This window comes from Enterobacter sp. BWH64 (assembly GCF_001037645.1).
Lineage (GTDB): Bacteria > Pseudomonadota > Gammaproteobacteria > Enterobacterales > Enterobacteriaceae > Enterobacter > Enterobacter hormaechei_C.
In genome coordinates this window covers 748,379-761,544 of the sequence record NZ_KQ089922.1, presented here as the reverse complement: position 1 = coordinate 761,544, position 13,166 = coordinate 748,379, and the positions used below count along the sequence as shown (strand labels likewise).

General features: G+C 55.6%; 13 protein-coding genes. 5 read left to right on the top strand and 8 right to left on the bottom strand.

Going from position 1 to position 13,166, the window contains the following annotated elements; all coding sequences use genetic code 11:
* Positions 1-46 precede the first annotated feature (46 nt).
* The 3 genes from pabA to ppiA form a co-directional block, all read right to left on the bottom strand.
* Positions 47-610 (bottom strand): aminodeoxychorismate synthase component 2, encoded by a 564-nt coding sequence (gene pabA, locus SK50_RS03545; protein WP_017384162.1) that lies wholly within the window; start codon positions 608-610, stop codon positions 47-49.
* A gap of 30 nt (positions 611-640) precedes the next feature.
* The gene (locus tag SK50_RS03540; protein ID WP_023295530.1) at positions 641-1,225 is read right to left on the bottom strand and encodes a putative adenosine monophosphate-protein transferase Fic; all 585 of its coding nucleotides are present in this window, start codon (positions 1,223-1,225) and stop codon (positions 641-643) included.
* A 105-nt stretch (positions 1,226-1,330) separates the two neighbouring features.
* Positions 1,331-1,903: a peptidylprolyl isomerase A gene (ppiA, locus tag SK50_RS03535; protein WP_000920483.1), complete on the bottom strand. Its 573-nt coding sequence runs from the start codon at positions 1,901-1,903 to the stop codon at positions 1,331-1,333.
* A gap of 278 nt (positions 1,904-2,181) precedes the next feature.
* Here ppiA and tsgA point away from each other — a divergent pair, with 278 nt between their 5' ends.
* The 5 genes from tsgA to SK50_RS03510 all read left to right on the top strand — a co-directional run bounded on the left by tsgA (position 2,182) and on the right by SK50_RS03510 (position 8,314).
* Complete coding sequence (gene tsgA, locus SK50_RS03530) at positions 2,182-3,366, top strand: MFS transporter TsgA (RefSeq protein WP_015571426.1); 1,185 nt, start codon at positions 2,182-2,184, stop codon at positions 3,364-3,366.
* Between the two features lie 260 nt (positions 3,367-3,626).
* Complete coding sequence (gene nirB / locus SK50_RS03525) at positions 3,627-6,170, top strand: nitrite reductase large subunit NirB (RefSeq protein ID WP_045344746.1); 2,544 nt, start codon at positions 3,627-3,629, stop codon at positions 6,168-6,170.
* Positions 6,167-6,493: a nitrite reductase small subunit NirD gene (gene nirD, locus SK50_RS03520; RefSeq protein ID WP_015571429.1), complete on the top strand. Its 327-nt coding sequence runs from the start codon at positions 6,167-6,169 to the stop codon at positions 6,491-6,493. Before nirB ends, nirD begins: the two co-directional genes overlap by 4 nt.
* 134 nt (positions 6,494-6,627) lie before the next feature.
* On the top strand, positions 6,628-8,001 hold the full coding sequence (cysG, locus tag SK50_RS03515; RefSeq protein WP_045328514.1) for a siroheme synthase CysG: 1,374 nt from the start codon (positions 6,628-6,630) through the stop codon (positions 7,999-8,001).
* 142 nt (positions 8,002-8,143) lie between these two features.
* Positions 8,144-8,314 carry a YhfL family protein gene (locus SK50_RS03510; protein ID WP_008503029.1) on the top strand — a complete coding sequence of 57 codons (171 nt, stop codon included), beginning with the start codon at positions 8,144-8,146 and terminating at the stop codon, positions 8,312-8,314.
* Positions 8,315-8,451: 137 nt separating this feature from the next.
* Here the strand turns inward: SK50_RS03510 and trpS are convergent, their stop codons facing one another.
* The 5 genes from trpS to damX all read right to left on the bottom strand — a co-directional run bounded on the left by trpS (position 8,452) and on the right by damX (position 13,104).
* The gene (gene trpS, locus SK50_RS03505; RefSeq protein ID WP_045344745.1) at positions 8,452-9,456 is read right to left on the bottom strand and encodes a tryptophan--tRNA ligase; all 1,005 of its coding nucleotides are present in this window, start codon (positions 9,454-9,456) and stop codon (positions 8,452-8,454) included.
* A complete protein-coding gene (gph, locus tag SK50_RS03500; protein WP_017384158.1) occupies positions 9,449-10,210 on the bottom strand; it encodes a phosphoglycolate phosphatase in 762 nt (253 codons plus the stop codon). Before gph ends, trpS begins: the two co-directional genes overlap by 8 nt.
* On the bottom strand, positions 10,203-10,880 hold the full coding sequence (rpe, locus tag SK50_RS03495; protein WP_003861634.1) for a ribulose-phosphate 3-epimerase: 678 nt from the start codon (positions 10,878-10,880) through the stop codon (positions 10,203-10,205). Before rpe ends, gph begins: the two co-directional genes overlap by 8 nt.
* A gap of 39 nt (positions 10,881-10,919) precedes the next feature.
* Complete coding sequence (dam, locus tag SK50_RS03490; protein WP_015571432.1) at positions 10,920-11,732, bottom strand: adenine-specific DNA-methyltransferase; 813 nt, start codon at positions 11,730-11,732, stop codon at positions 10,920-10,922.
* 67 nt (positions 11,733-11,799) lie between these two features.
* Positions 11,800-13,104, bottom strand: a complete 1,305-nt coding sequence (gene damX / locus SK50_RS03485) for a cell division protein DamX (protein WP_017693869.1) — start codon at positions 13,102-13,104, stop codon at positions 11,800-11,802.
* Positions 13,105-13,166 lie beyond the last annotated feature (62 nt).

Sequence of the window (13,166 nt, the reverse complement as noted above, 5' to 3'; positions counted from 1 at the left end):
ATAATCACAAAATATGCATAAAAAATCACAACAAGGCAACAGATATTCAGCGATTAAGGAAATTGGCCAGCAGCGCGTGCCCCTGTTCGCTGAGAATGCTTTCCGGGTGGAACTGCACGCCTTCCAGATCGTACTCACGGTGACGAATGCCCATGATCTCCTGCGTCTCGCTCCAGGCGGTGACCTCAAAGCAGGCCGGCAGGGTCGGCGGATCAATGATCAGAGAATGGTAGCGCGTCACGGTTAACGGATTGTTTAGCCCCAGAAATACGCCGGTACCGGTGTGCGTGACCGGAGAGGTTTTGCCGTGCATGACTTTCGCGGCACGGACAATGGTGGCGCCAAAGACCTGCGCAATGGCCTGATGACCCAGGCAGACGCCCAGAATCGGCAGTTTGCCCGCATAATGGCGGATCGCCTCCAGCGAGATACCAGACTCCGAAGGGGTACACGGCCCCGGCGAAATCACGATTTTCTGGGGTGCCAGCGCGTCAATGTCAGCCAGCGCGATCTCATCGTTACGGCGGACAACCACCTCTGCCCCCAGCTCACAAAAATACTGGTAAAGGTTCCAGGTAAAGGAATCGTAGTTATCAATCAGCAGAATCATGGCGGCTCCTGAAAAAATGGCCGCCCTATTTTACGCAGATTCCCGCGCTTCGCTCACAACTTTGGCAAAGATGGCGTTCAGGGCTGTCAAATCCCCCATCGCCCCGCTCTGGTTGGCGGCAGCCCAGTCGTTCGGGTCGATCCCCTGCCAGTTCAGCACATAGCCCGCATGAATAGCCAGTTGTTCAAAGAAGATCCGCTGGGCCACGCCATTACCGCTCATAAACGGATGTAGCATGTTGATTTCACAGTAGTAATGACTGATTCTGTCTGTAAACTCTGCTTTCTGAAGGCCCACCAGATATTTATCACTTTCCAGCGAAGCCATCAGCTCATTACCCACTTTCTCGATGTACTCGAAATGGCAAAAAGGAATGTCGCCCTTAGAAATATCGGCGGTGCGCAGCTCGCCCGCGCCTTTCATTTCGTTGCGGAATAAATGGCGGTGAATAAGACACAGATGGGGTAAACCCGGTGCGGAAGGCCCCAGTTCCAGCGTCTCGATATCGGGTTCAGCGGGACCCTTACCTTTTTCAAGGAGGCAGCTGGCCTGAAAATTGACCTTACGTTGTTGCTCCCAGAGACGGGATTTTTGCTTGTCGGTGAGTTTTTTCACTACGCCTCCCTGAATAGTCCGTTTGCCACAAGTATAAGCAGCAAAACGCGCTTTCGCAGGGAGGGTGGAAAGACACGGGCAAGATGTGCCCGTGTGGGGGAACGATTACGGCAGCACTTTCGCGGAGAGAATGACGACTGGCTTAGACGGCACATTCTGGTATGGACCGACATCGTGAGTCTGAACCTGAGAGATCTTATCCGCAACGTCCATGCCTTTCACCACTTTGCCAAACACCGCGTAGCCAAAGTCGCGCTGACCGTGGTCCAGGAAGGCGTTATCAGCCACGTTGAGGAAGAACTGGCTGGTGGCGCTGTCTTTGTCCGCCGTACGCGCCATAGAGATGGTGCCGCGCTTGTTCAGCAGGCCGTTGTCTGCTTCATTTTTGATGGGCGGGTTGGGCTGTTTCTGCTGCATCTGCTCGTTAAAACCGCCACCCTGAATCATAAAGCCCGGGATCACGCGGTGGAACGTGGTGTTGTTATAAAAACCACTGTTCACGTAGTCGAGGAAGTTTTTCACCGAAACAGGGGCTTTCTGGCTATCCAGCTCCAGCTCAATATTCCCCGCAGAGGTAGTCAGCAGGACGTGAGGGTCTCCTTTGGCTGCCAGCGCAGCAGGGGAAACGGCAGAAAGAGCAAACACAGCTGCGACAGCCGCCAGTGTTGATTTGAGCATGAGAATTCCTTAACAAAGCGCAGTATAAAAAGCGAATGGCTTGATTCTAAAGAGCAGTATGAACCCAGACCAGTCTTTTACCTAATTTTACCAAATTGAAACAATTATTACCGCGCAAACGATTGTTCACCCCGCAACGTAATGTGATCTGTATCACATTAAAACCTGCAATTGTGCTCAAAATTTTCTGAAAAGATTTAATTAGATCACTTTCGCGACTAAAATCTGCCCGCTCAAACGCAGTCATTGCGTTTTTCTTTACTTTTAACAGGCCAGACATGACTAACAGCAATCGCATCAAGCTCACATGGATCAGCTTCTTCTCTTACGCCCTGACCGGCGCGTTGGTGATCGTCACCGGGATGGTGATGGGAAATATCGCAGACTACTTCCAGCTGCCCGTTTCCAGTATGAGTAACACCTTCACCTTCCTGAACGCGGGGATCCTGATCTCTATTTTCCTTAATGCCTGGCTGATGGAAATCGTGCCGCTGAAAACGCAGCTGCGTTTCGGCTTCGTGCTGATGGTTGCCGCCGTGGCGGGCCTGATGCTGAGCCACAGCATCGCCCTCTTCTCTGCCGCCATGTTCGTGCTGGGTCTGGTGAGCGGGATCACCATGTCGATCGGTACATTCCTGATTACGCATATGTATGAAGGCCGCCAGCGCGGCGCGCGTCTGCTGTTCACCGACTCCTTCTTCAGCATGGCCGGGATGATTTTCCCGATGGTCGCCGCGTATCTTCTGGCGCGCAGCATTGAGTGGTACTGGGTGTACGCCTGCATTGGTCTGGTTTATGTCGCGATCTTTGTTCTCACCTTCGGCTGCGAGTTCCCGGTGCTGGGCAAAAAAGCGCAGACTACGTCCGAGCCGGTTGCGAAAGAAAAATGGGGTATCGGCGTACTGTTCCTCTCCATCGCCGCGCTGTGTTACATCCTCGGCCAGCTGGGCTTTATCTCCTGGGTTCCTGAATACGCGAAAGGTCTGGGCATGAGCCTGAACGACGCGGGTAAACTGGTAAGCGATTTCTGGATGTCTTACATGTTCGGCATGTGGGCGTTTAGCTTTATCCTGCGCTTCTTCGACCTGCAACGGATCCTGACCGTTCTGGCGGGTCTGGCAACCGTGCTGATGTATCTGTTCATCAACGGTTCCCCCGAGCATATGCCGTGGTTCATCCTGACCCTGGGCTTCTTCTCCAGCGCGATTTATACCTCGATCATCACCCTTGGCTCTCTTCAGACCAAAGTGGCCTCGCCAAAGCTGGTGAACTTCGTGCTGACCTGCGGCACCATCGGCACTATGCTGACCTTCGTGGTCACGGGCCCGATTGTTGCGCACAGCGGCCCGCTGGCGGCGCTGCATACCGCTAACGGTCTGTACGCCGTGGTGTTCATCATGTGCTTCGTGCTGGGCTTTGTGACCCGTCACCGTCAACACAACCCGGCAACAGCTACCCACTAATCGCCGTAACCCCTTTGCGTACTGCAAAGGGGTTTTCCCCTGCTCACCCGCCCTGCCCGCCGATGGGTAAAAAACCCCACTATATTTGTGCAAAAAATAAGCAAGCACAAAAATCAAACAATATCCGTCACTTATAAAAATCCTGACAAATCATAGATATACCCACTAAGGGGTAGGTGAAGGCGTATTTGATTTGCATCAATAAGTGCCCCTGCTGAATCGTTAAGGTAGGCAGTAATAGAAAAGAAATCGAGGCAAAAATGAGCAAAGTCAGACTCGCTATCATCGGTAACGGCATGGTCGGCCACCGCTTTATTGAGGATCTTCTCGATAAAGCCGATGCTGAGCAGTTCGATATTACCGTGTTCTGTGAAGAACCCCGCAAGGCGTACGACCGTGTGCACTTGTCTTCCTACTTCTCTCACCATACCGCCGAAGAGCTCTCTCTGGTGCGTGAAGGGTTCTACGAGAAGCATGGCGTAAAAGTGCTGGTGGGCGAACGCGCTATCACCATCAACCGTCAGGAGAAAGTGATCCACTCCAGCGCCGGACGTACGGTTTTTTACGATAAGCTGATCATGGCGACGGGCTCGTATCCGTGGATCCCGCCTATTAAAGGGTCGGAAACCCAGGATTGCTTCGTTTACCGTACCATTGAAGACCTCAACGCCATTGAATCCTGCGCACGTCGAAGCAAACGCGGCGCGGTTGTCGGCGGTGGTCTGCTGGGTCTGGAAGCGGCAGGCGCACTGAAAAACCTCGGCGTTGAAACCCACGTCATCGAATTTGCCCCGATGCTGATGGCAGAACAGCTGGACCATATGGGTGGCGACCAGCTACGCCGTAAAATCGAAAGCATGGGCGTGAAGGTTCACACCAGCAAGAACACCAAAGAGATCGTGCAGGAAGGCACCGAAGCGCGTAAAACCATGCGCTTTGCCGACGGCAGCGAGCTGGAAGTGGATTTCATCGTCTTCTCCACCGGTATTCGCCCGCGCGACAAGCTGGCCACCCAGTGCGGTCTGGCCGTTGCGCAGCGCGGCGGGATCATGATCAACGATACCTGCCAGACCTCCGATCCGGATATCTACGCCATCGGCGAATGCGCCAGCTGGAATAACCGCGTATACGGCCTGGTTGCACCAGGGTACAAAATGGCGCAGGTCGCCGTTGACCATATCCTCGGCAGCGAAAACGCCTTCACCGGCGCAGACATGAGCGCCAAGCTGAAACTGCTGGGCGTGGACGTGGGCGGTATTGGTGATGCGCATGGCCGCACCCCGAACTCCCGCAGCTATGTTTATCTGGACGAAAGCAAAGAAGTCTACAAACGTCTCATCGTCAGCCAGGACAACAAAACCCTGCTCGGGGCGGTGCTGGTGGGTGATACCAGCGACTTCGGTAACCTGCTCCAGCTGGTGCTGAACGCCATTGAGCTGCCGGAGAACCCGGACGCGCTAATCCTCCCGGCGCACGCCTCCAGCGGTAAGCCGTCCATCGGCGTGGATAAACTGCCGGACAGCGCGCAAATCTGTTCCTGCTTCGACGTGACTAAAGGCATGCTGATCTCCGCCATTAACAAAGGCTGCCACACTGTTGCGGCGCTGAAGGCGGAAACCAAAGCCGGGACCGGCTGCGGCGGCTGTATTCCTCTGGTCACTCAGGTGCTGAACGCCGAGCTGGCAAAACAGGGCATTGAAGTGAACAACAACCTGTGCGAGCACTTCGCTTACTCTCGCCAGGAGCTGTATCACCTGATCCGCGTGGAAGGCATTAAGTCCTTCGACGAACTGCTGGAGAAACACGGCCAGGGCTATGGCTGTGAAGTATGTAAGCCTACCGTCGGTTCCCTGCTGGCGTCCTGCTGGAACGAATATGTGCTCAAACCAGAACACACTCCGCTTCAGGACACCAACGATAACTTCCTGGCCAATATTCAGAAAGACGGGACTTACTCGGTGATCCCGCGTTCTGCCGGAGGGGAGATTAGCCCGGAAGGGCTGGTCGCCGTGGGCCGTATCGCCCGTGAGTTTAACCTGTACACCAAAATCACCGGCTCCCAGCGTATCGGCCTGTTCGGAGCGCAGAAAGATGACCTGCCGGAAATCTGGCGTCAGCTGATTGAAGCGGGCTTTGAAACCGGTCACGCGTACGCCAAGGCGCTGCGCATGGCGAAAACCTGCGTCGGCAGCACCTGGTGCCGCTACGGCGTGGGCGACAGCGTGGGCTTCGGCGTAGAGCTGGAAAACCGCTACAAAGGCATCCGTACGCCGCACAAAATGAAGTTCGGCGTCTCAGGGTGTACCCGTGAATGTGCGGAAGCACAGGGGAAAGACGTGGGTATCATTGCCACGGAGAAAGGCTGGAACCTGTACGTGTGCGGTAACGGCGGGATGAAACCTCGCCACGCGGATCTGCTGGCCGCCGATCTCGATCGCGATACACTGATCAAATACCTCGACCGCTTCATGATGTTCTACATTCGTACCGCCGATAAGCTGACCCGTACCGCGTCCTGGCTGGATAATCTCGAAGGCGGCATCAACTACCTGAAGTCGGTCATTATCGACGACAAGCTGGGTCTGAATGAACAGCTGGAATCCGAGATGACTCGCCTGCGCGAGGCGGTGATCTGCGAGTGGACCGAAACCGTGAACACGCCAGCAGCGCAGACGCGCTTCAAACACTTTATCAACAGCACCCAGCGCGACCCGAACGTGCAGGTGGTGCCGGAGCGCGAACAGCATCGTCCAGCGACCCCGTATGAACGTATTCCGGTGATGCTGGTGGAGGAAAACGCATGAGCCAGTGGGTAAACATCTGCAATATTAACGACATTCTGCCAGCAACCGGCGTCTGTGCCCTGCTGGGCAACGAGCAGGTGGCGATTTTCCGCCCTCGCCACGATGAACAGGTCTATGCCATCAGCAATATCGACCCGTTCTTCGAGGCCAGCGTGCTCTCCCGCGGTCTGATTGCGGAGCACCAGGGCGAGCTGTGGGTTGCCAGCCCGCTGAAAAAGCAGCGCTTCCGCTTAACCGACGGACTCTGCATGGAAGATGAAAGCTTCTCGGTCAAACACTACGACGTCCGCGTGAAGGACGGCGAGGTGCAGCTGAAAGCGTAACCTCTCGCCTTTTCAATAGGAAAGGCTTATGACCCCTTATGGGTAACGGCAGGAAAAACCGTATGTTCTGTACGATTCCTGCTGTTATCCTGACGTCAATTCTTCCCCCGCCATGAATGCTGTGAGGTAACGTCGTGGATCACCTGCCGATTTTTTGTCAATTACGCAACCGCGACTGCCTGCTCGTGGGCGGCGGCGATGTGGCTGAACGCAAGGCACGCCTGCTGTTAGAGGCGGGCGCCCGACTGACCGTCAACGCCCTCACTTTCGCCCCACAGTTTGACGTCTGGGCGCAGGCAGGGATGCTCACCCAGGTGCAGGGCGAATTTGATGAATCCCTGCTGGATACCTGCTGGTTGACCATCGCCGCAACGGATAACGATGATGTTAACCAGCGCGTCAGCGACGCCTGCGAAGCGCGCCGCATCTTCTGTAACGTGGTGGATGCGCCGAAAGAGGCGAGCTTTATCATGCCGTCGATTATTGACCGTTCACCGCTGATGATTGCGGTGTCGTCCGGCGGGCGCTCGCCCGTTCTTGCCCGTCTGCTGCGGGAAAAACTGGAAGCCGTGCTGCCGCAGCATCTTGGTCAGATTGCCCAATACGCCGGAGAGCTGCGCTCCCGCGTGAAGCAAACCTTCGCAACCGTGGGCGAACGCCGTCGCTTCTGGGAGAAGTTCTTTGTCAACGACAGGCTGGCGCAGTCCCTTGCCAATCAGGACACCAAAGCCGTTGAAGAGACGACCGAACAGCTCCTGAGCGAGCCGCTGGACCATCGCGGTGAAGTGGTGCTGGTGGGCGCAGGTCCCGGCGATGCGGGCCTGCTGACGCTGAAGGGTCTCCAGCAGATCCAGCAGGCGGACATCGTGGTGTATGACCGTCTGGTCTCTGATGACATCATGAATCTGGTGCGCCGCGATGCTGACCGCGTGTTCGTCGGCAAACGGGCAGGTTATCACTGCGTGCCGCAGGAGGAGATCAATCAGATCCTGCTGCGGGAAGCGCAAAAAGGAAAGCGCGTGGTGCGCCTGAAGGGTGGCGATCCGTTTATCTTTGGTCGTGGCGGCGAAGAGCTGGAAACCCTGTGCAACGCGGGTATTCCGTTCTCCGTGGTGCCGGGCATTACGGCGGCGTCCGGCTGTTCTGCCTATTCCGGCATTCCGTTAACCCATCGCGACTATGCCCAGAGCGTGCGCCTGGTGACGGGCCACCTGAAAACCGGCAGCGAACTGGACTGGCATAATCTGGCCGCTGAAAAGCAGACGCTGGTGTTCTATATGGGGCTAAATCAGGCAGCCACGATCCAGGCGAAACTGCTGGAGCACGGCATGGAAGCAGATATGCCGGTCGCGCTGGTGGAAAACGGCACCGCCATTACGCAGCGCGTGGTCGATGGCGTGCTGACGCAGCTGGGCGAGCTGGCGCAGCAGGTTGAAAGCCCGGCGCTGATCGTGGTGGGTCGCGTGGTAGCCCTGCGCGAAAAACTGAACTGGTTCTCCAGCCACTAACGCATAATCTCTCCCGGGAGTAGTCTTTAAGCGGACTACTCCCTTCTTACCTCAGTCGATAACATACCGCCCGCATAATGGAACTTTTCCATTTATTCCCTCGTGTTACATCCAATTTTCGATTTTTTGACAAGGAATGCGTATGTTCAAACTGGCAAAAGCTGCCGTACTGGTCGGCCTGTTATCAACTCTGACGGCCTGCACCGGTCACGTTCAAAATACTAAAAATAATTGCAGCTACGATTACCTGCTTCACCCGGCGATCTCCATTTCGAAGATCATCGGCGGTTGCGGCCCGGCGGCACAGCAGTAAGCGTTTTTCAGGCGTAAAAAAACCGGGGATGTCCCGGTTTTTTTGTTTCGTCAGTTTTGTCGGGTGGTGGCTCCGCCTTACCCGACCTGCAAAGTCCCGTAGGCCGGGTAAGCGTTAGCGCCACCCGGCAAAGCGGCTTAAGGTTTCGCCACAAACCCAATCGCGTCGTACACCGCTTTCAGGGTTTCGGAGGCGCGCGCGCTGGCTTTTTCCGCGCCCTCTTTCATCACTTTTTGCAGGAAAGCTTCGTCGTTACGGTAACGGTGATAGCGCTCCTGCAACTCGGTCAGCATGCCGGAAACGGCGTCTGCCACTTCGCCTTTCAGGTGGCCGTACATCTTGCCTTCAAAGTGCTTTTCCAGCTCAGGAATGCTCTGTCCGGTCACACCGGAGAGAATGTCCAGCAGGTTTGACACGCCCGCTTTGTTCTGCACGTCGTAGCGCACCACTGGCGGCTCGTCGGAGTCGGTCACCGCACGCTTGAGCTTTTTCACCACCGATTTCGGATCTTCCAGCAGGCCGATAACGTTGTTGCGGTTATCGTCAGACTTGGACATCTTTTTGGTCGGCTCCAGCAGGGACATCACGCGCGCGCCGGATTTCGGAATAAACGGCTCAGGCACTTTGAACACGTCACCGTAAAGCGCATTGAAGCGCTGGGCAATATCGCGGCTCAGCTCCAGGTGCTGCTTCTGGTCTTCACCCACCGGCACCTGGTTGGTCTGGTACAGCAGAATGTCGGCCGCCATCAGCACCGGATAGTCAAACAGACCGGCGTTGATGTTTTCAGAGTAGCGGGCAGACTTATCCTTGAACTGGGTCATGCGGCTCAGCTCGCCGAAATAGGTGTAGCAGTTCAGCGCCCAGCCCAGCTGCGCGTGCTCTGGCACGTGAGACTGAACGAAAATGGTGCTCTTCTCTGGATCGATACCGCAGGCCAGATACAGCGCCAGGGTGTCCAGCGTGGCTTTGCGCAGCTTCTCGGGCTCCTGACGCGCGGTGATAGCATGCAAATCCACGATGCAGTAAATGCAGTGGTAGTCATCCTGCATGCTCACCCACTGACGTAACGCACCCATGTAGTTACCAATGGTCAGTTCACCTGAAGGCTGTGCGCCACTAAAAACGATGGGCTTAGTCATTATTCAATTCCTGATGTTCACTGTGCGAGAGCCCGAGTGCGGGCAACAAATCTTTGAAGTGGTCGAACACAACGTCCGGCTCACTCAGCGTAATGGCTTCACCGTAGTTGTAGCCGTAGGTCAACCCAACCGACGGGCAACCTGCCGCTCTGGCAGCCAGAATATCATTGCGGGAATCCCCGACAAAGAGCAGCTCCGCAGGCGCTAAGGATAATTTTCCTGCCACCAACAATAGCGGTTCCGGATGCGGCTTTTTATTCTGCACGTCATCGCCGCCCACAATTACGGAGAAGTATTTCGCGATATCCAGCGCTTCCAGCAGAGGCGCAACGAACGGTGTCGGCTTGTTAGTCACCAGTCCCAGCGGGATGCCTTTGGCATGTAGCGCGCTCAGCGTTTCAGCGACATCCGGGAACAGGAAGCTGCCCTCTTCGACGGTCTCTTCGTAGAAACGGTCGAACAGTTTGCGCAGAATACGCTGCTGCTCATCCTGGGGAATATCCGCGTGGTCAACACTCGGTTTACCTTGCGCGGAACGCTGAGAGGCACGCTCCTGACGAGCCCAGGTCAGCGCGCGCTCCATCAGCACGTCTGCACCGTTACCAATCCACGTCACGACGCGCTCTTCGCCTGCAACGGGGAGTTCAAGGGCATATAGCGCCTGATCGACGGCGCGGGTTAATCCTGGCGCGCTGTCGACCAGCGTGCCGTCGAGGTCAAATGCTACACCCCGAATAGCCTGCAATTTATCCATGACTTACCTTCGCCAGTTCACGGCGCATTTCATCAATGACTTTTTTGTAATCCGGTTGATCGAAGATGGCGGAGCCTGCGACGAACATATCCGCTCCTGCCGCCGCAATCTCACCGATGTTATTGACCTTCACGCCGCCGTCCACTTCCAGACGAATATCATAGCCAGACTCATCAATACGGCGGCGCACTTCACGCAGTTTGTCGAGGGTCTGAGGGATAAATGACTGACCACCAAAGCCCGGGTTGACGGACATCAGCAGGATCACGTCCAGCTTGTCCATCACGTAGTCGAGATAGCTCAGCGGGGTCGCCGGGTTAAAGACCAGTCCCGCCTTACAGCCGTTCTCTTTGATCAGCTGTAGCGTGCGGTCAACGTGTTCGGAGGCTTCCGGGTGGAAAGTGATGATGCTGGCACCCGCCGCGGCGAAATCAGGCACGATGCGGTCAACCGGTTTCACCATCAGATGCACGTCAATGGGCGCGGTGATCCCGTAGTTACGCAGTGCTTTAAGCACCATCGGACCGATGGTCAGGTTGGGAACGTAGTGGTTATCCATAACGTCGAAATGGACGACATCCGCGCCAGCCGCGAGAGCTTTGGCAGTGTCTTCACCCAGGCGGGCAAAATCGGCCGACAGAATTGAGGGGGCAATCAAAAACTGTTTCATCCGCATCTCCTTGAAATGTGTTTACCGGCGGGCAAAGGCTCAGGGTCGATAAAGCGCCAGAAGTTCGTCCACCTTTTTACGTGTGCCGCCGTTGCTGCTAATGCTACGCCGCACTTTTACCTGAAAATGCTTCGCGGCTTTGTACCATTCGCGCGTATCAGGCGTGTCGTGATTCGAAATTAACACCGGAATTCTTTTGCTGACCAGCTTTTCCGCCATCTCAGCCAGACGAGCCTGCTCGGCCGGGCTGAAGCTATTGGTGTGGTAGGCGGTGAAATTTGCCGTGGCAGACAGTGGCGCGTAAGGCGGGTCGCAGTAGACCACCGAGTTTACGCCCGCCAGATCCATGCACTCTTCATAGGAGAGACAGTAGAACTCGGCATTCTGCGCTTTTTCAGCAAAGTGATACAGCTCGTCCTGTGGGAAGTAGGGACGCTTATAGCGGCCAAACGGCACGTTAAACTCGCCACGCAGATTATACCGGCACAGACCGTTGTAACCATGGCGGTTGAGATAAAGAAACAACAGCGCGCGACGGAACGGATCCTGGCTTTGATTAAACTCAGCGCGGAACTGATAGTAGACGTCCGGGTTGTTGTTCTCTGGCGTAAACAGCTTCCGCGCCTCTTCCACATACTCATCGGTACGCAGTTTGACGATGTTATAGAGGCTGATAAGGTCGCTGTTGATATCCGCCAGGATATAACGAGAAAAATCGGTATTCAGGAACACCGATCCAGCACCCACGAAGGGCTCGATAAGACACTCGCCTTTCGGCAGGTGCTTTTTAATATCGTCGAGCAGGGGGTATTTCCCCCCTGCCCATTTCAGAAAAGCGCGATTTTTTTTCATGCTGACTAACTGATTACACCTTCTCCGGCTGTGGAGAAAGCTCCGACAGCATCCTGCGCTTTAAACATTACTTCAGATCGGCCTGCACCTGATGAATCGGCTTCGCCCACGGGTTTTTCGCCTGCACGTCGGCTGGCAGCGTGGAAACGGCACGTTTTGCTTCATCTTTGGAAGCATAAATACCACTCACCAGCACATACCACGGTTGACCGTTACGGGTCGTCTGATAAACCACGTAGTTTTTCAGATTCGATTTCTTCGCCCAGGCGTTGAGGTTGTCATAGTTAGACGAACTGCTCAGCTGAAGGGTGTAGTTGCTGGAAGAGGCCGACTGCAAAGAACCCACGTTGCCCGTCGTTTTACCTGATGCAGCGCCCGTTTTGGCTGCGGGAGCCGCAGGTGTTGTTGCAGAAGGTGTTGTTGCAGCAGGCGCGGTTGTGGTCGCCGTTGCTTTCGGTGCAGTGGTTGCCGCAGGCGTTGGCGCTTTAACCGGCTGGCTCACAGCAGGTTTGGTCTGCGCTGGCGCTTTCGTTTCTGGCGCTTTTGCCACGGTTTGCGGTTTCGTCTCACGCTTCGGCTCAATCACAGCCTGCTTACGCTCCTGGCGTGGCGCAGTCTGCGTCTGGCGCGGTTTGGTTTCCGTTGTCGCCGTTTGCTGCTGGGCATTGCTGCCATGAACTGGCGCAACGGTGGCTGGTTCAGTTGGCAGCGTGGAGTTCACCACGGCAGCGTTAACCTGCTCCTGATTCTGCGGCTGCATCAGCGCATTGTTCAGATCGCCCTGAACTTCAACACGCTGCTGACCTTCAGGCGTCGCAGGCGCCTGGCCCTGAGTCGGGGTCGCAGAGACAGGCGGCAGAGAGATATCCTGGCCAGCGCTGGTGTTACCTGCGGTCTGCTCTGCGGAAGTGGTGCCCGGCGCAGGCTGAGCGCCATTCGCCTGGTTGCTCGCATCGTTACCAGACAGGTCAATGCTCTTCTCGGCAGACGCCGTCTGCTCGGTAGAATTGGTAGAAGGTGCTTTTAGCGCGGACCCAATGCCGACAATCAGCAAGACCAGCACCAGAACGCCAAGGCCCATCATAATGTACTGACGGGAGGCCGGTTTTGCCGCTACCGCTTTTTTACGTTTGCGCGGACGACGTTCAACAGGCTGTTCATCCATTAACTCTTCTTCGGATTCATACTCCTCGTCTTCTCGCTCATTTCGCGCGTTACGGCTACGCGAAGGGCGACGATCGTCTGCATCCAGTTCGACATCGTCAAAATTGATCTGCGGCTCGTTATCACGTTCTGAAGATTGACGAGAACGACCAGTACGACGATCGCTGGGATCGGGTTTCAGCTCGTCTTCTGGTTTGAATTCATCCATTTAACACCCCACTCAAAGGCTTCTGCCAACGACTCTGCATTTACCTGAAGCTAAAACGACCA